21 protein-coding genes are annotated in these 24,103 nt (G+C 62.4%); 14 read left to right on the forward strand and 7 right to left on the reverse strand.

Annotation, left to right across the window (positions count from 1 at the left end; all coding sequences use genetic code 11):
* Positions 1 to 256 (reverse strand): type I restriction-modification system subunit M N-terminal domain-containing protein (locus VMH34_05670; protein HTT08261.1); only part of this gene is annotated, 256 nt, incomplete at its 3' end.
* Between the two features lie 225 nt (positions 257 to 481).
* Between VMH34_05670 and VMH34_05675 the strand changes: the two genes are divergently transcribed.
* Positions 482 to 1,702, forward strand: coding sequence for a divalent metal cation transporter (locus VMH34_05675; GenBank protein ID HTT08262.1), 1,221 nt, complete (start codon positions 482 to 484; stop codon positions 1,700 to 1,702).
* Between the two features lie 329 nt (positions 1,703 to 2,031).
* On the forward strand, positions 2,032 to 3,603 hold the full coding sequence (locus VMH34_05680; protein HTT08263.1) for an NAD(P)/FAD-dependent oxidoreductase: 1,572 nt from the start codon (positions 2,032 to 2,034) through the stop codon (positions 3,601 to 3,603).
* Here VMH34_05680 and gluQRS read toward each other — a convergent pair.
* The 4 genes from gluQRS to queF all read right to left on the reverse strand — a co-directional run bounded on the left by gluQRS (position 3,590) and on the right by queF (position 6,565).
* On the reverse strand, positions 3,590 to 4,498 hold the full coding sequence (gluQRS, locus tag VMH34_05685) for a tRNA glutamyl-Q(34) synthetase GluQRS (GenBank protein HTT08264.1): 909 nt from the start codon (positions 4,496 to 4,498) through the stop codon (positions 3,590 to 3,592). The genes VMH34_05680 and gluQRS overlap by 14 nt on opposite strands.
* A gap of 159 nt (positions 4,499 to 4,657) precedes the next feature.
* Entirely contained in the window at positions 4,658 to 5,059 is a 402-nt protein-coding gene (dksA, locus tag VMH34_05690) for an RNA polymerase-binding protein DksA (GenBank protein ID HTT08265.1), read from the reverse strand.
* 371 nt (positions 5,060 to 5,430) lie between these two features.
* A complete protein-coding gene (gene cysZ, locus VMH34_05695; protein HTT08266.1) occupies positions 5,431 to 6,162 on the reverse strand; it encodes a sulfate transporter CysZ in 732 nt (243 codons plus the stop codon).
* A 13-nt stretch (positions 6,163 to 6,175) separates the two neighbouring features.
* Positions 6,176 to 6,565, reverse strand: a complete 390-nt coding sequence (queF, locus tag VMH34_05700; GenBank protein HTT08267.1) for a preQ(1) synthase — start codon at positions 6,563 to 6,565, stop codon at positions 6,176 to 6,178.
* 160 nt (positions 6,566 to 6,725) lie between these two features.
* Here queF and smc point away from each other — a divergent pair, with 160 nt between their 5' ends.
* The 3 genes from smc to ligA all read left to right on the forward strand — a co-directional run bounded on the left by smc (position 6,726) and on the right by ligA (position 13,274).
* Complete coding sequence (gene smc / locus VMH34_05705; protein ID HTT08268.1) at positions 6,726 to 10,244, forward strand: chromosome segregation protein SMC; 3,519 nt, start codon at positions 6,726 to 6,728, stop codon at positions 10,242 to 10,244.
* Positions 10,245 to 10,494: 250 nt separating this feature from the next.
* Entirely contained in the window at positions 10,495 to 11,238 is a 744-nt protein-coding gene (gene zipA / locus VMH34_05710; protein ID HTT08269.1) for a cell division protein ZipA, read from the forward strand.
* Positions 11,235 to 13,274 (forward strand): NAD-dependent DNA ligase LigA, encoded by a 2,040-nt coding sequence (ligA, locus tag VMH34_05715; GenBank protein HTT08270.1) that lies wholly within the window; start codon positions 11,235 to 11,237, stop codon positions 13,272 to 13,274. Before zipA ends, ligA begins: the two co-directional genes overlap by 4 nt.
* A gap of 9 nt (positions 13,275 to 13,283) precedes the next feature.
* On the opposite strand, the gene VMH34_05720 is transcribed toward ligA, so the two are convergent.
* Positions 13,284 to 13,781 carry a hypothetical protein gene (locus VMH34_05720; protein ID HTT08271.1) on the reverse strand — a complete coding sequence of 166 codons (498 nt, stop codon included), beginning with the start codon at positions 13,779 to 13,781 and terminating at the stop codon, positions 13,284 to 13,286.
* A gap of 5 nt (positions 13,782 to 13,786) precedes the next feature.
* Positions 13,787 to 15,427, reverse strand: a complete 1,641-nt coding sequence (gene nadB, locus VMH34_05725) for an L-aspartate oxidase (GenBank protein ID HTT08272.1) — start codon at positions 15,425 to 15,427, stop codon at positions 13,787 to 13,789.
* A 139-nt stretch (positions 15,428 to 15,566) separates the two neighbouring features.
* On the opposite strand from nadB, the gene rpoE reads away from it, so the two are divergent.
* From rpoE to era, 9 genes are all read left to right on the forward strand, one after another.
* A complete protein-coding gene (rpoE, locus tag VMH34_05730; GenBank protein ID HTT08273.1) occupies positions 15,567 to 16,142 on the forward strand; it encodes an RNA polymerase sigma factor RpoE in 576 nt (191 codons plus the stop codon).
* Positions 16,143 to 16,149: 7 nt separating this feature from the next.
* Positions 16,150 to 16,749 (forward strand): sigma-E factor negative regulatory protein, encoded by a 600-nt coding sequence (locus VMH34_05735; GenBank protein ID HTT08274.1) that lies wholly within the window; start codon positions 16,150 to 16,152, stop codon positions 16,747 to 16,749.
* 4 nt (positions 16,750 to 16,753) lie between these two features.
* Positions 16,754 to 17,755, forward strand: coding sequence for a MucB/RseB C-terminal domain-containing protein (locus tag VMH34_05740; protein ID HTT08275.1), 1,002 nt, complete (start codon positions 16,754 to 16,756; stop codon positions 17,753 to 17,755).
* 37 nt (positions 17,756 to 17,792) lie between these two features.
* Entirely contained in the window at positions 17,793 to 19,226 is a 1,434-nt protein-coding gene (locus VMH34_05745) for a DegQ family serine endoprotease (GenBank protein HTT08276.1), read from the forward strand.
* A 253-nt stretch (positions 19,227 to 19,479) separates the two neighbouring features.
* On the forward strand, positions 19,480 to 21,276 hold the full coding sequence (gene lepA / locus VMH34_05750) for a translation elongation factor 4 (GenBank protein ID HTT08277.1): 1,797 nt from the start codon (positions 19,480 to 19,482) through the stop codon (positions 21,274 to 21,276).
* The gene (gene lepB, locus VMH34_05755) at positions 21,276 to 22,055 is read left to right on the forward strand and encodes a signal peptidase I (protein HTT08278.1); all 780 of its coding nucleotides are present in this window, start codon (positions 21,276 to 21,278) and stop codon (positions 22,053 to 22,055) included. Before lepA ends, lepB begins: the two co-directional genes overlap by 1 nt.
* 28 nt (positions 22,056 to 22,083) lie before the next feature.
* Positions 22,084 to 22,476: a DUF4845 domain-containing protein gene (locus VMH34_05760; GenBank protein ID HTT08279.1), complete on the forward strand. Its 393-nt coding sequence runs from the start codon at positions 22,084 to 22,086 to the stop codon at positions 22,474 to 22,476.
* A gap of 12 nt (positions 22,477 to 22,488) precedes the next feature.
* Positions 22,489 to 23,172: a ribonuclease III gene (rnc, locus tag VMH34_05765; GenBank protein ID HTT08280.1), complete on the forward strand. Its 684-nt coding sequence runs from the start codon at positions 22,489 to 22,491 to the stop codon at positions 23,170 to 23,172.
* Positions 23,162 to 24,097 (forward strand): GTPase Era, encoded by a 936-nt coding sequence (gene era, locus VMH34_05770; protein ID HTT08281.1) that lies wholly within the window; start codon positions 23,162 to 23,164, stop codon positions 24,095 to 24,097. Before rnc ends, era begins: the two co-directional genes overlap by 11 nt.
* The last annotated feature ends 6 nt before the right edge of the window (positions 24,098 to 24,103 follow it).

Here is a 24,103-nt window from a genome sequence, read left to right on the forward strand (position 1 = left end):
GGGCGTCTTCAGGGACAAAAAATGTGTATTTGTCTGGATTGGCTAGCTGTGTGGCAATGGCATCGTCCGCCATCCCTTTGGCCCGGAGGTCTTTGGTCAGTTGCTCGCGTTCCTGATCGAAGAGATCACTCATTCGCTTAAGGAACAGCATGCCGAAGATGTATTCCTTGTACTCTGAGGCATCCATATTCCCGCGTAGGTCATCGCACGCGCGGAACAGGAGGCTTGAAAGCTGGCTGAGGGTAAGCTTAGTCATTGGGTGATCGACGTTTAAAGATCCTGGACCGAGTGCATTACTCAGTCGCTTTTTATTATTTAAAGATTATGGCGCAATCGGATAGGGAACGCACTTTGAACTGAGTCGGTAAAAAGCGGTCTCCAGTAATACTCAAAAAAACATAAATAAGATACAGTTGCCGCAATGACTTCTGCTCATCACAAACATCGCCCAAAGATTACCCTGCGGCGGATTTTGTCAAGTTTGGGGCCCGGACTCATCACGGGGGCCGCGGACGACGATCCGTCCGGGATCGCCACCTACTCGATAGTTGGCGCGCAGCTTGGCAACAGCATGTTGTGGACCTCCCTGCTTACCTGGCCGCTGATGGCGGCGACGCAGATGATGTGCGCCCGCATCGGCATGGTGACGGGGCGGGGACTGGCGTTCGGGCTCAAGAAGAAATTTCCCCGTTGGCTGGTGGTTGTGGCGGCTCTGGCGCTGCTGGTGGCCAATACCATCAATATCGGCGCGGATCTCGCGGGCATGGCCGACGCCGTCGAGATGCTGAGCGGGACCTCATCGCATTTCTGGGTAGTGCTGTTTGCCATGGGGATCAGCTGGGCCACGGTGCAGCTGCGCTATGCGCAAATCGCCAATACGCTGAAGTGGCTGGCGGTCTTTTTGTTCTCTTATGTGCTGTGCGCCCTGGTGGTCAAGCCCAACTGGCACGCGATTATGAAGTCGGTGCTGTTGCCGTCACTGCCGCGGACGTCGGATGAATGGCAGATGCTGGTGGCGCTCCTCGGCACCACGATCAGCCCGTATCTGTTTTTCTGGCAGACCTCGCAGGAGGTGGAGGAGGAGAAGGCCAGCGGTCGGCGCACCCGCCGGGCGCGCCGGAATGCCACGCCTGACGAAATTCTCAATCGCAAGCTGGATGTCGGGATCGGAACGTTTTTCTCGAACATGGTGATGTTCTTCATCATGGTGACGACGGCGGCCACGCTGCACCGGCACGGCATTCTGCACATCGAGACTTCGCGCGAGGCGGCCGAGGCGCTGCGGCCCATCGCGGGCGACGGCGCGGCCATCCTCTACACGATGGGGATCATCGGCGTGGGCCTGCTCGCCATCCCGACGCTGTCCGGCTCGGCGGCCTACGCGATCGCCGAGGTGTTCGGCTGGCGGCGGCAGGGGCTGGACGAGAAGGCGCACAAGGCGCGGGCGTTCTACGCGGTGGTGCTGCTGGCCACGGCGGCGGCCCTGGGACTGGACTTTTCCGACGTGAACCCGGTGCGGGCGCTGTACTGGACGGCCGTCATCAACGGGGTGCTGGCGCCGGTGCTGCTGTTCGGCATCCTTGCGGTGGCCATGGACAGGCACATCATGGCCGGGCAGCCGAGCTCCAATCTGGGCCGCACCATGGTCGCTATCACTGCTGTCATCATGTCTTCGGCGGCGGTCGCGATGTTCGTGGTCTAGCCAGGTTGGCGCAAAACTACTGCGCTCGACATCACTTTGTTGCTCGGGATTCGAAAATCCTCATTTACTGGCGTGTAAACTCCGGTTTTCTCACCCCTCGCGTCGCGTGCTGTACACGGCCGCGACCCGGTGCGCGCAGCGGCGAGTGCGGGAGCGGTCGACAGCGACCCGGTCAGTGTTGAACGCGGCCTTTGCGCCCCTACCCGAAAGAGCTGCTTCGCAGCCACGAGTCCGGGGCGCCTCGTGACGTTTTGCACCAACCTGTTTGAGCGGGTTAATGCATACTACTAAGCTCGGCGCCGAAGCGGCGGACAGGACGGAGAGGGCGCGTGGACAATCACTACGATGCCATCGTGATCGGCTCAGGGATTGGCGGCCTGACCGTCGCGGCGATGCTGTCCCGCTACAACCGCAAGCGCGTCCTGGTGCTGGAGCAGCACTTCACCGCCGGCGGCCTGACGCACTGCTTCAAGCGCAAATCGGTGTACCTATTCGACGTCGGCTTGCATTACATCGGTCAACTGCAGCCAGGCACGATGCAACGGGCGATCCTGGACTACCTGACCGGCGGCGGCTTGCAGTGGACGCCGATGCCGCACGTTTTCGACTGCTTCGTCTATCCGGACATCGAGTTTCATGTGCCGGCCGATCCGGCGGAGTACCGCCGCGCGCTACAGGAGCGTTTCCCCGCCGAGGCGGCCGCCATCGCGGCCTACTTCGCGGATATCGAGTCTACCGCCGCCTGGTACACGATGGCGCACATGACGGAGACATTTCCCTGGCTCGCGCGCAAGGGCTTCGATCTGGCCTTAGCGCTGCTGGGTGGCCGCGCGCGCATGATCACGAAGGCGTATTTCGACTCGCGCTTCCGTGACGACAAACTCAAGGCGCTGCTGGCCTCGCAGTGGGGTAATTACGGGCTGCCGCCCTCGCAGAGCTGCTTCGGCATCCACGCGCTCATCGTGGCGCATTACTTCAAGGGCGCCGCCTATCCGGTCGGCGGCGCCCGGCGGATATTTTCCGCGATCCTGCCCGCAATCGAGGCGAATGGCGGCGCGGTGCTCACGCGCAGCCGGGTCGATGAGATCCTGGTGCGCGATGGGCGCGCCTGCGGCGTTCGCGTTTCCGATCCATACAAGCCGGACCGACCTTCCCGGGAATACCGGGCGGACGTCATCGTCTCCGACGCGGGGGCAAAGAACACCTACCTGCGCATGCTGCCGCGCGATGTTCCGATCCCGTTTCGCACGGCGCTTGAGGCCGTTAAGCCCGGCTACAGCGCGGTCGCAGTCTATGTCGGTTTCAAGGAGTCGCCCGCTGCGCTGGGCTTCAAGGGCGAAAACTACTGGGTCTACAAGGGCTACGATCACGATCGCCTTGCCACGGAAGGCGCATGGGGGGATTTTTACTATCTTTCATTTGCTTCTCTGAAGGACCCGCAGGCGCGTGCCCATACCGCCGAGATCATTACTTTTACGACCTATGAGAAATTTGCCCGATGGAGAGGCACCGACTGGCGACGGCGCGGGCCGGAATACGAGGCATTCAAGCAGCGGATCGCAGACAGCCTGCTCTCCGAGGTGGAAAAGCGCTTCCCCGGGTTTCGAGGACTGATCGATTACATGGAGGTCTCCACGCCGCTTACCGTGGAGAAATTTCAAGCCGGCCCGGCCGGCGCCTTCTACGGGCTGCCGGCGGTGCCCGAGCGCATCGGCAAGCCATGGACGCACGCGCGGACGCCGGTGCGGAATCTTTACCTGACCGGCACCGACACCATGTCTCTGGGGATTGTCGGCGCCATGATGGGCGGGATGAAGACGGCGGCGTTGTTGAACGGCGCTCTGGGCTTCCCACGCTTGATGAGCGCCGTGAAACGGGCGGCGCGGACTAACCGATCGTAATTGCGCCTTTCACAGGTACTGACGCCCGCATCCAATTGTTGCCCGCCCAAGCCAGGACATCGGAAGCAGAGGCAGTTTCCAGTCCTCCCGGTGGCATCTGACCGAGAAATTGCAGGGCGTGACAGAGCAGGGCGCCGGCCTGCGTGGTGTCGATGGCGGTGGCGCCGTTCTGCTTGCTGAGTTTGCGTCCATCGGCGCCGAGGGCGACCGGCAGGTGCAGGTAGCGCGGCGTGGCCAGACCGAGCAGGCGTTGCAGGTAAATCTGGCGCGGGGTGGAGTCCAGCAGGTCCGCGCCGCGCACGATGTCGGTGATGTCTTGCGCGGCGTCATCAACGACTACGGCGAGGTGATAGGCGATGACGCCGTCCGCGCGTTTGAGGATGGTGTCGCCGGCCTCGCGTTGCAGGTGCTGGGTAAATTCGCCTTGCAGTGCGTCGGTGAAGCTCAGGGGTTCATTGGGCAGGCGCAGACGCAGCGAGCGGCCGCGCCTGCCGGGCGGCAGGCCACGCCGACAGGTGCCGGGGTAGGGTTTGTCGCCGACTTCGGCACGGGTGCAGGCGCATTCGAACAACCGACGCTCCTTTTTGAGCCGCTCCAGCACGGCAATATATTGTTCGCGGCGGGCGCTTTGGTACAGCACTTCGCCGTCCCAGCGCAGGCCGAGCGCATCGAGCGCGCGCAGAATGGCGTCCGCCGCGCCGGGGCGGTTGCGCGGCGTGTCGAGGTCTTCGATGCGCACCAGCCAGCGGCCGTTGCGGGCGCGGGCGTCGAGGTAGCTGCCGAGCGCGGCGACGAGGGAGCCGAAGTGCAGCGGGCCGGTCGGGGAGGGCGCGAAGCGCCCGATGTAGAGATGGGAGGATGAAACAGGGGCAGTTTTATTGATACGGGAAATCAAATCATTTCACGGCAACGCGATTATTAATCCGGGTGTTATTTTGTATCCGTTCGTGCTTCGATACCTCAGTACGAACGGTTGAAACGTAACCTGCCGTTCACTCTTCGATACCCTTCGGTACCCCGGGACAGGCCTCAGAGCGAACGGCATTTTATTGTTTTACGCGCGTTGCTTCTCGCGGATTTCATCCAGCGTCTTGCAGTCGACGCACAGGGTCGCCGTGGGCCGGGCCTCCAGCCGCTCGACGCCGATCTCGATGCCGCATTCCTCGCAGTAGCCGTACACGCCGGCGTCCAGCGCGGCGAGCGAATCGTTGATCTTCTTGATCAGTTTGCGCTCGCGGTCGCGGGTGCGCAGTTCGAGCGCGAATTCCTCCTCCTGCGTGGCGCGGTCGTTCGGATCGGGGAAGTTGGCGGCGTCGTCCTGCATGTGGGCCACGGTGCGGTCGACTTCCTCCATCAGATCGCGCCGCCAGCCGAGCAGCAGTTGACGGAAATGCTCGACCTGTTTGGTGTTCATGTAGTCTTCGCCCGCGGAACGGCGGTAGGGCGTGACCGGGATCTTCGGGCCTTTGGTGGTGTCCGGCGGCTTTATGGGCGGCAGCGGGCGGGCCGAAAAAACCTTTGGAACCGGCGGCGGCATCCTGGTTTGCTGGGCCGTGCTGACCACCTTGAGCATCGGCGCGGCGGGTTTCCTGACGGGAACGGCGGCCGCTTTGACTTTGGATTTGGCCACGACCGGCTTTTTCACGGCCTTGACGGATTTTTTGGGCGCCGGGCGTTTCTTCGCCTGCGCCTTTTTCTTCGCCGGGCTGGACTTCGCGGCGGGTCTCTTTTTCGCTTTGGGTTTCTTTTTTGCGGCCATGTTTTCACTCCTGCCTCGCAAAACAGGCGGCGATATTACTCGCAAAAAGTGATGGTAGGCAACAACGGTCAGGATCGGGGTTTTGTCAAGGCGGAACCCGAACGGTCGAGATACATCGCGGTGGCGCCGGCCACCGCCGCCGGCATGGCGATGAAGTTGATGAGTGGCAGCAGGCTCAGCAGCAGCGTGCCCGCGCCGAAGCCCAGGCACAGCCAGCGGTTCTCCGACAGCCAGCGCCGCTGGGCGGCGAAATCCAGTCCGTGCAGGCTCATGGGATAGTCGACGTAATTGTAGGCCAGCAGCCAGGCGGTGAAGAAAAACCACAGCACCGCGCCAACAACAGGCACGAACAGCAACAGTAAAAAAGGAATGGTCAGCAGCAGGATGTAGCCCAATTTACGCAATTCGGTGAGAAAACCCTTCAGGATTTCGGCCGGCAGATTGCCGAGGCGCGTCGCCGCGGCCGGCCCGCCGCCGAGGTGGCGGGCCACCGCCCCGGCAAGCCAGCCGTTGAACGGCGCGCCGATGAGATTGGCCAGCAGGCTGAAGCCGAAGTACAGGATCATGAGCGCGGCCAGCGCCACGACGGGCCAGATGAGATATTGCAGCCAACTGAGCCACGCCGGCAGCAGCCAGTGCATCAGATGGCTCAGCCAATCCCACAGCCACCACAACCCGCCGGTGAAGAGCAGGGCGCTGATGCACAGCGGCACCAGCACGTAGGGACGCACGCCGGGGCGGTTCAGCAGCCGCGCGCCGGTATGGACATAGCGTGCGCCTTGTAAAAATGTTCCAAGCATCAATCGGCCTGTGTCAGGGCAGGGTGACGGGCGCGGGCGGCTGCCAGCCGGGCTGGCGGTATTCCGCGACGACGGTGGGATAGGTGCCGCCGCGGACGTTGAAGGCCGCGGTCAGGCGGGCATAGCGCGGCGCGGCGGCGCGCACGATGTCATCGAGCATGCGGTTGGTGACGGCCTCGTGGAAGGCGCTGTCATCGCGGAACGACCAGATGTAGAGCTTGAGCGATTTCAGCTCCACGCACAGCCGGCCGGGTACGTAATGCAGGTCCATGGTGGCGAAGTCCGGCTGGCCGGTCTTCGGACACAGGCAGGTGAACTCCGGCATGCGGATGTGGATGGTGTAGTCGCGCTCGGGCGCCGGATTGGGGAAGGTTTCCAACTCGCGGCTGGGTTTGCTGGACATGTTCAGGCTCGAAATTTTCCGGCGATTAAGATAACACAGCGCGGGATTTTTATGGCGGAGCGCGATTTTCGATAACCATTAAATAATCAGCCGCTTATACGATCACGTCTGCGTTTCCACGCGCTTGTCGGCGGCTTGGTGAATTGTGTATTCTCCCGCCATGCGCATCAGCAAGATCAAGCTCTCAGGCTTCAAGTCGTTTGTCGATCCCACTGTCATTGAACTCCCCGGAAATCTGACCGGCATCGTCGGCCCCAACGGCTGCGGCAAGTCGAACATCGTCGACGCCCTGCAGTGGGTGCTGGGCGAGATGTCGGCCAAGCATTTGCGCGGCGATTCCATGGCCGACGTCATTTTCAACGGCGCCACGACGCGCCAGCCGGTCGGGCAGGCCTCCGTCGAGGTGATGTTCGACAACAGCGACGGCAAGCTCGGCGGCCAGTACGCGAGCTACGGCGAAATCTCCATCAAGCGCCAGGTCGGGCGCGACGGCATTTCCTCCTATTATCTGAACGGGGCGTCCTGCCGCCGCCGCGACATCATTCATCTGTTTCTCGGCACCGGCATCGGCCACCGCACCTATTCGGTCATCGAGCAGGGCATGATCACGCGCGTCATCGAGGCCAAGCCGGACGAGTTGCGCATGTTCCTGGAGGAGGCGGCCGGCATCTCCAAGTACAAGGAGCGCCGCCGCGAGACCGAGAACCGCATGCACGCCGCCAACGAGAACGTGGCCCGCCTGAATGACATCCGCACCGAACTCGACACGCAGTTGCAGCACCTGACGCGGCAGGCCAGGTCCGCCGAGAAATACCAGCAGCTGAAGCAGGAGGAGCGCCTGACGCAGATGCAATTGCACGCGCTGCGCTGGCGGGCGCTCAAGACCGGGGCCGATACGCAGCGCGCGCAGAGCGAGGCGGCCGTCAACGCGGTCGAGGCGACGCTGGCGGCGCTGCGCTCGACCGAGGCCGAAATCGCCCGCCAGCATGAGGCGCAGACCGCGGCGACCGACGAGTTCAACACCCTGCAGAGCCGCTACTACCAGATCAGCGCCGATCTGGCGCGCACCGAACAGAGCATCCAGCACGCCGGGGAACGGCGGCAGGGCATGGAGCATGAGCTGGCGCAGACGCGCGCCAACGTCGAGGAGACCCAGCGCCAGATCGCCGGCGACCGGGAACGCCTGGCCGCTCTGGGCTCCGAGCGGCAGCAGCGGGAGCCGGAGCAGAACAAGCGCCAGCAGCAGGAGCAGGCCACCGCGGCGAAGGTGCAGGCCGCCGAGCAGTCCATGCATGAGTGGCAGACGGCGTGGGACGCCCTGAACGATCGCTATGCGGAAGCGAGCCGCGCCGAGCAACTGGAACAGACCCGGCTGGAACATCTGCAGGAAGGCATCGCGCAGGCGCAACGGCGTCTGGGCGCGCTGAAACAGGAGCAGGCCGACATCAAGCCCACGGCCCTGACGAAGGAAGTGGAGTCCCTGCAAACCCGGTTTGCCTCCGCGGAGTCCGGTCATCAGGACATGGGCAGGCGTCACGACGCGCTTCAAGCCGCCATGCAGGAATTGCGCGAAAAAATACGGCGCCATACGGAACAGCTCGACCAGCTGCGACAGGAGCGGCAGGTATTGCGCGGTCAATCGGCCTCCGCGGAGGCGCTGCAACAGTCCGCGCTGGGACTGGAACGGCCCGGCATGCGCGAGTGGCTCACCAGGCACGGCTGGCAGGCCAGCCAGCGGCTGACCGCCGCGATCGAGGTCGAGTCCGGCTGGGAGCACGCGCTGGAGGTGGCGAGCCCCCTGCCGCTGTCCACCTTGTGCCTGCCCGATCTCGACAAGGCCGTGACGGCGATGACGGACCTGGCCGAGGGTCGCATCGCGGCGCTCGCCACCAAACGCGCCGCCGCCGCGGGCGCGGAGATGCCGTCCGTGCCGCTGCCGGCGCTCGCGTCCAAGGTGAAGGCGCCGTGGCCGCTGAATGATCTCCTGGAGGGAATTTACGCCGCCGAGGACATCGCCACGGCGCGGAGGTACGTGAAATCACTGCGCGCCGGCGAATGCATCGTGACGCGTGACGGCACCCGGCTCGGGCCCGGCTGGGTCGACGTCCAGCATGACGCGGCGCAGGGCGGCATGCTGGCGCGGGCGCAGGAATTGCAGAAATTGCAGCAGCAGCTCGCCGCGCTGGAGACGCGCATCGACAGGTTTTCCGTCGAGTTCGAATCGCAACAGAAGAAACTCACCGAACTGGAGGCGCAGGAAGGCGATGTACGCGCGGCGATGGAACAATCGCACGGCGGCATGGCCGCGTTGCAATCGGAACTGGCGGCACGCGGCGCGCGGCTGGAGGAGACGGAGGCGCGCCGCCGGCGCATCGAGGAGGAGATCGGCGAAATCAACGATCAGATCGCGTTGGACAAGGAGGCGATGGAGCGCGCGCAAGAGGCGATGCAGGAGGCGCACCGCGACGCGGCGCGGCTGGAAAAGGAGCGCGCCGGCCAGCAAAAGGCGCGCGAACGCCTGCAGGAGGCATTGCTGGAGGCGCGCGAACATTGGAAGCAGGCGCACGAACTGTTGCGCCAGTCGGCGCTGCGCTGGGGTGGCGTGGTCTCGGAGCACACCGCGGTCGAGGAGGCGGTGGCCCGCAACCAGACGTTGTTGCAGCGTTTGCAGGATCGGCAGCGGGAGTTGGATAAAGCGCTGAAAGAATCGGTGGCGCCGACGCGGGTACTCGAGAGCGAGCGGGAAGCGCTGCTGAAGTTGCGGGTGGAGGCCGAGGGTACGCTCAAGCAGGCCCGTGAAAAAGTGCAGGAACTGGACCGCCAGTTGCGCGACTCCGAGCAGCGCCGCCTGACGGTCGAGCGCGAGTTGTCGGAACGCCGTGACGAACTGGAACGCGTGCGCGTGGAGATGAGCACTCTTGAAGTGCGCCTGCAGGCCATCCAGGAGCAGGTCGAGGCCGCCGAGGGCAGACTCGAGGAAGTGCTGGCGCAATTACCGGCGGACGCCGAAGTGCCGGCGTGGGAGGAGAGGCTTGGCGAACTCAACCGCAAGATTCAGCGCCTCGGTCCCATCAATCTGGCGGCCATCGACGAATGCACCACGCTTTCGGAGCGCAAGGAATATCTGGACCGCCAGCACGCCGATCTCACCGAGGCGCTGAACACGCTGACGGAGGCGATCCGCAAGATCGATCGCGAGACGCGCACGCGCTTCAAGGAAACCTTCGACAAGGTCAATTCCGGTTTCCAGACGTTGTTTCCCATCCTGTTCGGCGGCGGTCACGCCTATCTGGAGATGGTCGGCGAGGATCTGCTGGAGACCGGCGTCACGGTCATGGCCCGCCCGCCGGGCAAGCGCAACAGCACCATTCATCTTTTGTCCGGCGGCGAAAAGGCGCTGACCGCGGTGGCGCTGGTGTTCGCCATCTTCGAGCTCAACCCGGCGCCCTTCTGCCTGCTGGACGAGGTGGACGCGCCACTCGATGACGCCAATGTCGTGCGCCTGTGCGATATGCTGAAACAGAAGGCGCGCGACATCCAGTTCCTGTTCATCACCCACAACAAGATCACCATGGAGATCGCCGGGCAGTTGATCGGCGTCACCATGCAGGAGGCGGGCGTGTCGCGGCTGGTGGCGGTGAACATGGAGGAGGCCGTGCGCCTCGCCGCCACCGGCTAGCAGGTTGATGTAAAGCTGCTGCGCTCGACATCACTTTGTTGCTCGGGATTCGAAAATCCTCATTTACTGGCGTGTAAACTCCGGTTTTCTCACCCCTCGCGCCGCGTGCTGTCTTCGCTCGCGACGCTTTACATCAGCCTGCCAGAGTCTTTCATTCACATGATTTAATGACTTGGCGCGCTGCGAGGCGTGCCGCAAGTTATAATTCCGCTCTGCTGACCTTGACTGGGAAAGGTTTCTCCCGCGCGCCATGATGACGCTGGCCATTGGAATCGCCATCGGACTGGTTCTGCTCGTGGCTGCGGTGTTGTGGCGCCGTCGTGCGGCGGCGCGCCTGCGGTCGTTGCGCGCGCAGGCGACGGCCTTTACGACCGATGACCTGGGCAGGCCCTTTACCGCCAGGCGCGAAGAAGAAGGCGTTGACTACGCCGGCACGCTCGCCGAGTTGAGCGGCTGGGTGCGGGAGGCCAAGCGCGACCCACTGGCGCCGGGCACGTCCGCCAAATCCAAACGACCGGCGCGCGGCGCGCCGCCGCCCGCGCAGATGCCGCTCACCTTCGCCGAGGAAGCCGCCCACTGGCGCAAGGTCGAGCGCGTCATCACGTTATATGTCGCGGCGCCGGGCCAGGCTGAATTCAACGGCGGCGATCTGCTCGATGCCCTGGCCGCCATGGATATGCGCTTCGGCGAGATGTCCATCTTCCATTACTACGGCGCGGGACAACTGCACGGGACGCAACCGCTGTTCAGCGCCGCCAATATGCTCGAACCCGGCGGCTTCGACTTGTCGGCGATGGAGCGGTTCACCACGCCCGGAATTGCGTTGTTTTTGTGCCTGCCCTGCCGGCTGAATCCCGGCATGGTGTTTGAATTGATGTTGAACACCGCCCAGCGCCTGGCCGAACGACTGCAAGGGCGGGTGCTTGATGATGTGCGCGAGCCGTTGAACGCGGCGGCCATCGAGCACATGCGCCGTTCCGTGAAACAGCCATGACCCGCGGCAGGCGGCAAGTGGCGGATGAAATCGAGGCGCTGCGGGAGCAAATCCGCAGGCATGACCATGCCTATTATGTCCTCGATCAGCCCACCATCCCCGATGCCGAATATGACCGGCTGTTTGCCCGGTTGCAGCAGCTGGAATCCGAACATCCCGGACTGGTCACGCCCGATTCGCCGACACAGCGCGTCGGCGGCCGGCCGCTGACGGAATTCAAGCCGGTCCGCCATGCCGTGCCCATGCTGTCCATCCGCACGGAGACCGACACGCAGGCAAGCGGCGCCGAAAATTTCGATGCCCGCATCCGCCGCGAATTGAAGCTGACGAACGACGATCCACCGGTGGAATACGCCGCCGAGCCGAAGTTCGACGGCCTGGCGATCAACCTGCGCTATGAACGTGGACACCTCGCAAGCGCCGCCACGCGTGGCGACGGCGAGACCGGCGAGGACGTGACGCAGAACATCCGCACCATCCGTTCCATCCCGCTGCGTCTGCATGCGGAACACGCGCCCCGCATTCTGGAGGTGCGTGGCGAGGTGTATCTGCGCCGTGATGACTTCGAACGACTGAATGAGCAGCAGAGCGCGCGCGGTCAGAAGATCTTCGTCAATCCGCGCAATGCCGCCGCCGGCAGCGTGCGCCAGCTCGATCCGGCCATCACCGCGCAACGGCCGCTGTCATTCTTCGCCTACGGGCTCGGCGAAGTGCAGGGCGGCAAGTTGCCCGCCACGCACAGCGGCCTGCTGGATTGGCTCATCAAGATCGGTTTGCCGGTATGCGAATATCGCGCGGTGACCGAGGGGGTGGCGGGGTTGGTCGAATTTCACCGCCGCATGGGCGGGCAACGCGACCATCTGCCGTTCGACATCGACGGGGTGGTGTACAAGGTCAACCGGCTGGATTTGCAGGAGCGCCTGGGTTTCGTGACCCGTGAGCCGCGCTGGGCGGTGGCGCACAAGTATCCCTCGCAGGAACAGGTCACCAGGGTTCTGGACATCGTGGTGCAGGTCGGCCGCACCGGCAAGGTCACGCCGCTCGCCAGGCTGGAGCCGGTGTTTGTCGGCGGGGTCACGGTCAGCAACGCCACCCTGCACAACGAGGATTTCATTCGCGCGCTGGATCTGCACATCGGCGACACCGTCATCGTGCGCCGCGCCGGCGACGTCATCCCCGAGGTGGTGAGCGTTCAGACCGAGCACCGGCCGGCGAAGGCACGCGCCTTCAAGATGCCCAAAGAATGCCCGATCTGCGGCTCGCCCGTGGTGCGCGAGGAGGGTGAGGCCGCGCATTACTGCACGGGCGGCGCGCAGTGTCCGGCGCAGCGCGCGCAGGTGCTGCTGCACTTTGCCTCGCGCCGCGCCATGGATATCGAGGGCCTCGGCGAGAAACTCGCGGAACAGCTGGTGGCGGCGGACAGGGTCAAGACGCCGGCCGATCTCTACCGCCTGACGGATGAGCAGTTGCTGTCGCTGGAGCGCATGGGCGAGAAGTCGGCGGCCAACCTGCGCGAGGCCCTGGAGAAAAGCAAGCATACGACATTGAGCCGGTTCATCTATGCGCTCGGCATCCGCGACGTCGGCGAGGCGACGGCGGAGACCCTGGCGCGGCATTTCGGCAGCCTGGAGGAATTGATGCAGGCCACGGAAGAGGAATTGCAGGGGGTGGAGGACGTCGGTCCGGTGGTCTCCGCCAACATCGCCTCATGGTTTCATCGCGCGGAGAATCGGGAATTCGTCCATCGACTTCGTCAGGCCGGGATCCGCTGGGAGAATCTGCCGCCGCGTCCGCGGCAGCTGCCCTTGTCCGGCAAGACCTTCGTGCTGACCGGCACGCTCAACTCGCTGTCCCGTGACCAGGCCAAGGAAAAATTGAAGCTGCTCGGCGCCAAGGTGGCCGGCAGCGTCTCCAAGAAGACGGATTACGTGGTCATGGGCGCCGATCCGGGCGGCAAGGCCGACAAGGCTCGCGAACTCGGCGTCAAGATCCTGGATGAGGACGCCTTGCTGGCGCTGCTGAAGAGCACTCAATAGGAGTACGCATTACCGGGGCTTTCTCCTCCCGAAGAGGAACCACGCGTAGAGGATGGCGAGCAGCAGCACGTTCGGAATGAAAATGATCGGGTGCGACCACGGCACGCCGTTGAAATGGGTCTCCGCCACCGGCCACAGGAACGGCGTCGGAAAGAACGCGGTGCTGTGCGTGAAGATGTCCATGACGATGTGCAGCGCCCACGCGCCCATCTCGAGGAGCGGTTTCCTCCTGATCAGCCACACCAGCGCGAACGCGACGGAGAACACCACGAGGCTGTGCGTCACGTTGTAGACGCTGTGCACGTAGGCGGGGATGGTCGAGGGGTCCGGCCGTCTGCCGAGATGGTTCATGAAATCGAGCCCGTGGATCAACATGCGGTTTGCGAACAGCGGTCCAAACGCGAACAGATCGGGCATCACGCCGAACGCGAACGCCGTCCAGAAACTCCGCCTGCTGCCGCGGCCGACCGTGATGCCGCCCCAGAGGCCGTGGGAGAGGATGTCCATTCTTGTTATTGGCGGCGGATGGCGGCGAGGGTGTCGGCGCTCAAAACGGTGTCGCGCTGCCAGACCCGATCGTCGCGATTGGGATAATCCAGCGTGTAATGCAGCCCGCGGCTTTCCTTGCGCAGGAGCGCGGAGTGGATGATCAACTCCGCGACCTGCGCCAGATTGCGCAGCTCGATGAGGTCGTTGGTGACGCGGAAGTTGCCGTAGTAATCGGCGATCTCGGAATGCAGCAGCTGCACACGGTGCAGCGCGCGCTGCAGGCGCTTGGTGGTGCGCACGATGCCGACGTAGTCCCACATGAAGCGCCGGACCTCCTCCCAGTTGTGCGACACCACCACTTCCTCGTCGGAGTCGGTGACCTGGCTTTCGTCCCAGAACGGCAGCGCAGGCGGCGCGGGAACGGCGTCGAGATGGGAGAGAATGTCGGCGGCCGCGGCCCGGGCAAAGACGCAGCACTCAAGCAGCGAGTTGCTGGCCATGCGGTTGGCGCCGTGCAGTCCGGTGCAGGCGGCCTCGCCGATGACGTACAGCCCCGGCAGATCGGTGCGGCCCTTGAGATCGGTGACGACGCCGCCGCAGATGTAGTGCGCCGCCGGCACCACCGGGATCGGTTCGTGCGTCATGTCGATGCCGAACTCCAGGCAGTGGGCCTGGATGGTGGGGAAGTGCTCGCGGATGAATTCCGCGGGCCGGTGATGGATGTCCAGATAGACGCAATCCGCGCCGAGGCGCTTCATTTCGTGGTCGATGGCGCGGGCGACGATGTCACGCGGCGCCAGCTCCGCGCGCGGATCGAATTTGTGCATGAACGGGGCGCCATCCGGGAGCAGCAACCGTCCCCCTTCGCCGCGGATGGCCTCCGTGATCAGGAATGACTTCGCCCTGGGATGGTACAGACAGGTGGGATGGAACTGGATGAACTCCATGTTGGCCACCCGGCAGCCGGCGCGCCAGGCCATGGCGATCCCATCGCCGGTGGCGACGTCGGGATTGCTGGTGTAGAGGTATACCTTGCCGGCGCCGCCGGTGGCCATGACCACGAAGCGGGCACGGAAGGTCACGACGTGCTGGTGCTTGCGGTCATAGACATAGGCCCCCAGACAGCGGTTCTCGGTCAGCGCGAGCTTGGCGCCGTAAATCAAATCGATGGCCAGATGGTTTTCAAAGATGGCAATCTGCGGATGGCCGCGAACGCGGGCCTCCAGCGTTTCCTCCACCGCCTTGCCGGTGGCATCGGCGGCGTGCACTATCCGACGATGGGTATGGCCGCCTTCGCGTGTCAGATGCAGTTCGGTGCGGCCGCTGGCATCGGTGACGGTGGTAAACGGTACGCCCAGTTCCTTCAGCCAGCGGATGCATTCGTGGCCCCGCTCGACCACGTATTCGACCACCTCACGGCGGCACAGCCCGGCCCCGGCCTCCATCGTATCCGCCACGTGTGAGGCGATGGAGTCCTTGGCGTCCACCACCGCCGAGACCCCGCCCTGGGCGTAGAGGGTGTTGCTCTCGGTGAGCCGGCTTTTGGACAGGACGGCCACCCGGGCCCCCTTGGGGGCGTGGCCGGCCAGATGCAGGGCCAGACTCAGACCCGCGGCGCCGCTGCCGATGACGAGAATGTCGTAATCCTGTTGTTGCTGGCTCATTCGGTAATCGCCGATAATCCCTGAAAATCAAGGCGTCATCTTATACGATGATGCCCCTGTCGCGTTGAAACTATCCCTGCGCCCCGGGGTCTATTGCCTTCAGACTCGGGCGCTGTGAGTGAACTAAGGAGCGGGCCCGGTGGGCGATAACAGCGCAGATGTGGCCTTGGTGGAGAGGGTGCAGCATGGCGACAAAAAGGCATACGACCTGCTGGTTCTCAAGTACCAAGGCAAGATTATCAAGCTGGTGTCGAGGTTCGTACGCGATCCCAGCGATGCACTGGACGTGGCTCAGGAAGCCTTCCTCAAGGCCTACCGCGCGCTGCCCAACTTCCGCGGCGAGAGCGCCTTCTATACCTGGCTGTACCGCATCGCCATCAACACAGCCAAGAATTACCTGGCCACCATGTCCCGGCGTCCGCTGGAGGCGATGACGGGGAGTGATGAGGATGGCGAACAGGAGATTGAAGACTGGCAAAGTGATTGGGAAACGCCGGAGAATCTGCTGCTGACGGAGGAGATTCAGCAGACGATCGCCAGGGCCATCGCCGGCCTGCCGGAGGATTTGCGCATGGCGATTACGCTGCGCGAGCTGGAAGGGATGAGTTATGAGGAGATTGCCACCGTGATGGCCTGCCCCATCGGCACGGTGCGATCGAGAATTTTCAGAGCGCGGGAAGCCATCGATGGCAAACTGCGTCCGCTTTTGGAGTAATATTTTTATGGCACATGATGATCATAAAGAACAGCTGTCCTTGCTGGCGGACGGTGCGCTGACCCCGCTCGAAGCGGTACGAATGGTCGGGGTGATTGCCGGCAACGATGAGTTGCGGCGCACATGGATGCGGTACCACCTCGTCGGCGAGGTGATGCGCACCCCGGGACGGATTGCCTGGACGCCCGGGCTGGCCGCGCGGATTCGTGATGCGCTGGAAAGGGAACCCGCGCTGCTGGCTCCCCGTCCGCAGCGCGCCATGATGGCGCAGTGGTTCAGACCGCTCGCGGGGCTGGCCGTCGCAGCCTCCGTGGCGGCGGCCGCGGTGTTGTTGCTGCCGCGTAATCAGCCCGCCGTCGTCAATTCCACACCCGCGCTGGCGTCGGCACCGGCAATGGAAGGCAATGCCGGCCCCATCATCCTCGGCGCGCAGACGGTGGGCTGGCCGGGTGAAAATGCGGCGCCGCATGCCGCCACCGTGGTCAAGCCCATCCCGCGCTCCCGGCTGAATGGTTATCTGGTCAACTACAGCGAGCAGCGTGCGCTTATCGGCAGCCCCGGTGTGCCTTATGTGCGGGTGGTCGGTTACGAGCCTGATCAACCCTGACTCCATGTCACCAAATCGCAGAGTGAACCGGCGGCCGGCGGCGTCGCTTCTCCTGTTGGCGCTGGTTATTCCGTTGACGGCCGCGGCCGCCGAGGCGGTTTTGTCGGCACGGGAGCTTTTCGATCGCATGAAGGACGCGGTCCGCGATCAGAGTTATGACGGCGTGCTGGTCTATGAGCGCGGCCAGGCCGTCGACAGCATGCGCATACTTCACCGCAACCGCGAAGGTGCGGAAGAGGAACGCCTGGTCTCGCTCTCCGGTCCGCCGCACGAGGTTGTCCGCAATAATGGCACCGTCAGTTGTTACTTCCCGGAGTCCCACTCGGTCATCGTGCAGAAGAACCAGCCTCCGTCGCTGTTTCCCGGATGGATTCATAATGCCGATGAGACCTCGCGACTCTACCGGTTCGTGACCCTGGGAAGGGATCGATTGGCCAATCGCGACGCCACCATCATCGGCATACAGCCGCGCCACGCATTCCGCTATGGTTACCGGCTGTGGATCGACGACGCCACGTACTTATTGCTGAAATCGGACGTGGTCAACAGCCGCGGCTCCGCGCTCGAGCAGATTTTTTTCACGCAACTTACCGCGCCGGCGGACATCCCTGACGGCGATCTGGCGCCTTCCATGCAGAACCAGGACTATCAGCGCGTGGAGAACACGGGGGAATTGACGGCGACGGAGTCGCAGGAGGAGGTGACGAAGACCCATTGGCAGGCGCACTGGCTGCCGGAGGGCTTTACGCTTCGTGAGCATGAAGTGAAGACCATACCCGCGCACCAGATGCCGGTGGAAAATCTGACTTATTCCGATGGCATCGCCGTGATATCCGTATTCGTTGAAAAGACCGATCAATCGCAGGAACCGCTGCAGGGGTTTTCCATGGTGGGCGCCGTCAGCACCTACAGCATGCTCATCGGCGATCACCAGATCACCGCGGTCGGCGAGGTGCCGCCATTGACCGTGCGACAAATCGCCTCGTCCATGGCGCCCGCGCCTTGACGTGTTCATTTCCAAATTCATCAACCGGGGTTCAATCATGTTTCAAATTCGTTCATTGCTGGTGCTGGCACTGGGATTGAGTTGGCTGACGGTCGGTGTTGCACAGGCACGTTCGCTGCCTGAATTTACCAAGCTGGTCGAAGACAATGGACCGGCGGTGGTGAACATCGCCACCACCTCCAAGATTGAACGCGGCCCGCACGGCCTGCCGCGCGAGTTCCAGATCCCCGATTTGCCCGAAGACAGTCCGTTGAACGATTTCCTGAACAAATTTTTCGGGCCTGAAGGCGCACCCGGCGAGGCCGCCCCCAGCCAGTCCCTGGGATCCGGATTCATTATTTCCAAGGACGGTTACATCATCACCAACTATCACGTGGTGAAGGACGCGGATGAGATCGTCGTGCGCCTGAGCGACAAACGCGAGCTCAAAGCCAGACTCATCGGCCAGGATGAGCGCAGTGACATCGCGGTGCTCAAGATCAGCGCCGATAATCTGCCCACGGTCAAACCCGGCAACACCACCGATCTCAAGGTCGGGGAGTGGGTGCTGGCCATCGGCTCGCCCTTCGGGTTCGACCACTCGGCCACCGCCGGCATCGTCAGCGCCAAGGGCCGCACATTGCCCAATGAAAACTACACGCCTTTCATACAAACCGACGTTGCCATCAATCCCGGCAATTCCGGCGGGCCGCTGTTCAATCTGGATGGCGAGGTGGTGGGCGTGAATTCGCAAATTTTCAGCCGCACCGGCGGTTCCGTGGGAATTTCGTTTGCCATCCCCATTGAAGTGGTGATGAACGTCTACCAGCAACTGCGCGACAAGGGCAAAGTCAGCCGCGGCTGGCTGGGCGTGCTTATCCAGGATGTCACCCAGGATCTGGCGGAATCCTTCGGCATGAAAAAACCACACGGCGCGCTGGTCTCGAAGGTGGTGCCCGACGGCCCGGCCGCCAAGGCGGGCGTACAAGCGGGCGACGTGGTGGTGGCGTTCAACGGCAAGGATATCGACAGTTCCGCCGATCTGCCGCCATTGGTGGGCAACGCCCACGTCGGCGATCACCTGCCGCTGACCGTCCTGCGCGACGGAGAGGAGAAAAGTCTGCAAGTCGAGGTTGGGGAACTGCCCAAGGAAGAAACCCCGGTGCTGGCGTCCGAGGGGCCGGCCCCCTCCGGAACCCGGAGCGAACAGCTAAAGGTGACGGTGAAGGATTTGACCAGCAGTCAGCGGGAGAAGATGGATTTGGAGGATCAAGGCGTACTGGTCGAAAAGGTGGACCAGGGACCGGCCTATCACGCGGGAATCCGTGAAGGCGACGTCATCCTCATGGTGGACAATGAAAAGATACAGAACGCGGGACAATTCAAGGAAATCGTGGGCAAGCTCGCGGTGGGGAAATCCGTGCCGGTGCTCGTGCAGCGCCGGGGCAATCCGCTGTTCCTGGCGATGAAAATGCCGCCCAAGAGCGGCTGAGCATGGCCGCCCCGGCCGGCGGGGCCGCCTGTGCGATCGCGGCCGTGCGTCGATGCGGGCCATTGGTTTTCAGGGGGTGGATTTTTCCTTCACGTTTGCGGCGGAGACTGGCGATGGCGATTCGTTGTCGGCATCTATTTGAGCCTCCGGCAATCTCGGCTAGAATCGCGACCCTGTGCACGGCCGGTGTCTGTAGTCAGACGCGCGGGCTGCCGGCAGACGCCAACTCTCATCACTATTGCCAACGCCCGCGATGGAGCATATCCGCAACTTTTCCATTATCGCCCATATTGACCACGGCAAATCAACCCTGGCTGATCGGCTCATTGAAGCCTGCGGTGGCTTGAGCGCGCGGGAGATGGAGGATCAGGTGCTCGATTCCATGGATTTGGAGCGTGAGCGTGGCATCACCATCAAGGCCCAGTGCGTGACTCTTGATTTCACGGCGGATGACGGCAGGGTGTATTGCCTCAATTTGATTGACACACCCGGGCACGTGGATTTTGCCTACGAGGTTTCCCGTTCACTCGCCGCCTGCGAGGGCGCGCTCCTGGTCGTGGACACGGCCCAGGGCGTCGAGGCGCAGTCCGTGGCCAACTGCCATACGGCGGTGGACCAGGGACTGGCAGTCCTGCCGGTGCTGAACAAGATTGATCTACCGGCCGCCGAGCCGGAGCGCGTCAGGAAGGAAATCGAGGAGATTATCGGCATCGACGCGAAAGACGCGGTGGCGGTCAGCGCCAAGCTGGGGACGGGCATCTCCACGCTGCTGCACACGCTGGTGCGCCGCATCCCGCCGCCGAAGGGAGATCCGCAGGCGCCGCTCAAGGCCCTCATTATCGATTCATGGTTCGACAATTACCTGGGCGTGGTGTCGCTGGTGCGCGTGGTCGATGGCAATCTGCGCGTGGGCGAAAAAATCCGGGTCATGTCCACGGGGCGGGATTTCGAGGTCAGCCGCGTGGGCATATCGACGCCCAAGAAGATCGACCGCAAGGAACTGCGAGCCGGCGAGGTGGGCTGGGTCATCGCCGGCATCAAGGACGTGGATGGCGCGCCGGTGGGCGATACCCTGACCGACAGCGCGCGGCCCGCGACCAAGCCGCTGCCGGGGTTCAAAAAGATCAAGCCGAATGTATTTGCCGGCCTGTATCCCACCGATCCGGCAGACTACGAATCGCTGCGCGAGGCGCTTGCCAAGCTGCGGCTCAATGATTCCTCCCTGCATTACGAGCCTGAGAATTCGCAGTCGCTGGGATTTGGATTTCGTTGCGGTTTTCTGGGCAAGCTGCACATGGAAATCGTGCAGGAGCGGCTGGAGCGGGAATACAACCTGCAATTGGTCACGACCGCGCCAACCGTGGTTTATGAGGTGCTGACGTCGGGCAATGATGTGATTTATGTCGACAATCCCGCCCGGCTGCCGCCCGTGGGGAAAATCGCGGAAATCCGCGAACCCATCATTCGCGCCGACATCCTGGTGCCGCAACAATACCTGGGGCAGGTCATCACCTTGTGCGTCGAGCGGCGCGGCGTGCAGAAGAAACTTCTTTATCTGGGCGGACAGGTGGCCGTGAGTTACGAACTGCCGCTCTCCGAAATGGTCCTGGATTTCTTTGACCGGCTGAAGTCCGTGAGCCGGGGTTATGCCTCGCTGGATTACAGCTTCGTGGGGTACCAGCATGCGCGGCTGGTCAAGCTGGATATATTGATCAACGGCGACCGGCTGGATGCCCTGTCCACCATTGTTCATCAGGACCAGGCGGCGCGGCGCGGGCGCGAGGTGGCGGAAAAAATGAAGACGCTCATTCCGCGTCAGATGTTCGAAATCGCCGTTCAAGCCGCCATCGGCTCGCAGATCGTGGCCCGGGAAACCGTCAAGGCATTGCGCAAGAACGTGCTGGCAAAATGTTACGGCGGCGACATCACCCGCAAGCGCAAGCTTTTGGAGAAGCAGAAGGAGGGCAAGCGCCGTATGAAACAGTTCGGTACGGTGGAGATCCCGCAGGAAGCCTTCATGGCCGTGTTAAACATTGGAAAGGACAAATAATGCAGACAAGTGTGGACTTCGGACTGGTGTTGACGGTGCTGACCCTGGTCAGCGGCGGTCTTTGGGCGATCGATGCCTGGGTTTTTGCCCCCCGCCGCCGGCTGCTTGGCGGGGATGGGACGGCAGTCTCCCGGCCGTGGTGGGCGGATTATGCGCAGTCGTTCTTCCCCGTGTTTCTCGCGGTGCTTTTGCTGCGCTCATTCCTCGTGGAACCCTTCCGCATACCCTCCGGCTCCATGATGCCCACGCTCCTGGATGGCGATTTCATCCTGGTGAACAAATACGTCTATGGATTGCGCCTGCCCGTCGTGAACTGGAAAGTGCTGGATGTCGGAAAACCGCGACGCGGCGATGTAATTGTATTCCGCTACCCGGTGGACGGAAGGACGCCTTTCATCAAACGTGTCATCGGTCTGCCCGGAGATCATGTCGTTTACGATGACAAGACCCTCTATATAAACAATGAGAAAATTGCGGTGGAGGAAACCGGCGTCTATGAAGGCAAGGGGCGTTACGCAAGCCATACCGGCGCCTCGGTGCGTGTTGAGCACCTGGACGGCGTCGACCACAGCATACTGGTGTTTCCCGAGCGGCCGCCGCGGAACGCGGATATAATCGTCCCGGCGGACAATTATTTTGTCATGGGCGACAACCGTGACAACAGCATGGACAGCCGTTTTTGGGGCGAGGTTCCAGATGCCAACATCGTTGGCAAGGCCTTCCTGATCTGGATGAATCTGGACCTGGACTGGAGTCGCCTCGGCAACCGTATAAAATGAAACCACGATCGGACTAACAGGAGGTTTTATGTCAGCACATCGTCATCAACAGGGTCTCACTTTCATCGGCTTCCTTATTGTGGCAATCATGGTTGGCTTTTTTGCCTTCGTGGCATTGCGACTTTTCCCAATCTATTCGGAAAAATTCGCGGTGATACAGTCCATGAAATCCGTGGCCAATCTACCCAATATCGGCGCGGCCTCGCCCACGCAAATCCAAAATGACTTGATGAAGAACTTCGTCATCCAGGGCATTGATGAAAAATTCATCAACACTCTCAAGGACGAACTGACGATAGACAAGGACGAAGACGGCAACCGCACCATGACGCTGGAATATGAGATACGGAACAATTTCTATGGCGAACTGGATCTCGCATTGAATTTCAGCTACACCGTCATCCTGCCGGTGAAAGAATAATAGCCGCCATTGATGTTGACGGAACAACAACGCCTGCAGCGATGTGCCGATAAAATCGGCCATCAGTTCCGAAAGGTGGGATTGTTGCGGGCCGCGTTGACTCACCGTAGTGCCGGCGCTGACAATAACGAACGTCTGGAGTTTCTCGGTGATGCAGTCCTGAATCTTTTTATCACCCAGGCACTCTTTGACCGCTTTCCGGAAAAAGATGAAGGACACCTGACCCGCCGGCGGGCGGCGCTGGTCAGGCGGGAGGCACTGGCACGAATCGCCCGACAGCTGGAGCTGGGTGATCTCCTCAAGCTGGGGGAGGGCGAATTGAAGAGTGGTGGAGGCCGGCGTGATTCCATTCTGGCCAATGCGCTGGAGGCAGTCATCGGCGCCGTCTATCTTGATGCCGGATTTGCGGCATGCACAAATACCCTGCACCGGTTGTATGGCACGATGATCGCAGAACAGGATTCGGACGAGATTGCCAAGGATCCGAAAACACGACTGCAGGAATATTTGCAGGCCCGACGCATGCCTCTGCCGATTTACCGCTTGAAGGGCATGGAGGGTGAAGCTCATCAACAGACGTTTGTCGTGGAATGCGAAACGGCAGCGCTCTCCGGCGCCTGGCAGGGCAGGGGGGGCAACCGCCGGGCGGCGGAACAAGCCGCGGCGGAACAAATTTTAAGTCATCTTGAAGCCTGATTTGGCATTGAAATCCCCCGTTGAGGGTTCTGTTCAAGCGCCGGTGCAGCGCTGCGGTCTGGTCGCCATTGTGGGCCGCCCTAATGTCGGCAAATCCACCCTGCTGAACAAGCTGATCGGACGCAAGCTCAGCATCACCTCGCGCAAGCCCCAGACCACCCGCCATGCCTTGCTCGGGATCAAGACCCGCGGAATGAATCAAATCCTCTATGTGGATACCCCGGGTCTGCATCGCAGTCCGGAAAAACACCTCGGTCGTTACCTTAACCGTGAGGCAATGCGTACGTTGCGTGATGTCGATGTAATTCTGTTTCTCATCGAGGCGGCTGGCTGGCGCAGGGGGGATGAACACGTATGGAAGCAATTGCGGGGCATCCCGGCGCCGATCCTGCTGCTATTGAACAAGGTGGATAAATTGAAACAAAAAAAAGAATTGTTACCGCTGTTGAAACAGTTGCAGACGCACGGCCCCTGGGCGGAGATCATCCCTGTCTCGGCCCGCAACGGTGACAATCTGGATCACATGGAGGACGTGATCAGCCGCCACCTGCCCGGACAGTCGTGGCTCTATCCTCCCGATCAACTCAGTGACCGCCCGGAACGCTTTTTCGCGGCGGAGGTCATTCGCGAGAAACTGATGCGTAATCTGGAGCAGGAACTGCCATATCATACCGCTGTCATCGTGGATAAATATGAGGATTCAGCGCACGATGTGCATCTGCATGCCACGATATGGGTGGAGCGCCCCGGGCAGAAGGCTATCGTCATCGGCAAACAAGGCGCCATGCTCAAGCTCATCGGCGAACGTGCCCGGCGGGATATCGAAGCCCTGGTGGGCAAGCGCGTTCATCTCAAGACGTGGGTTAAAGTGCGCGGCGGCTGGACGGACGACGTTCAGCAACTGCGCGAACTCGGATTTTCCTGATGCTCC

It is taken from the genome of Gammaproteobacteria bacterium, assembly GCA_035501935.1.
GTDB lineage: Bacteria > Pseudomonadota > Gammaproteobacteria > JAJPIJ01 > JAJPIJ01 > JAJPIJ01.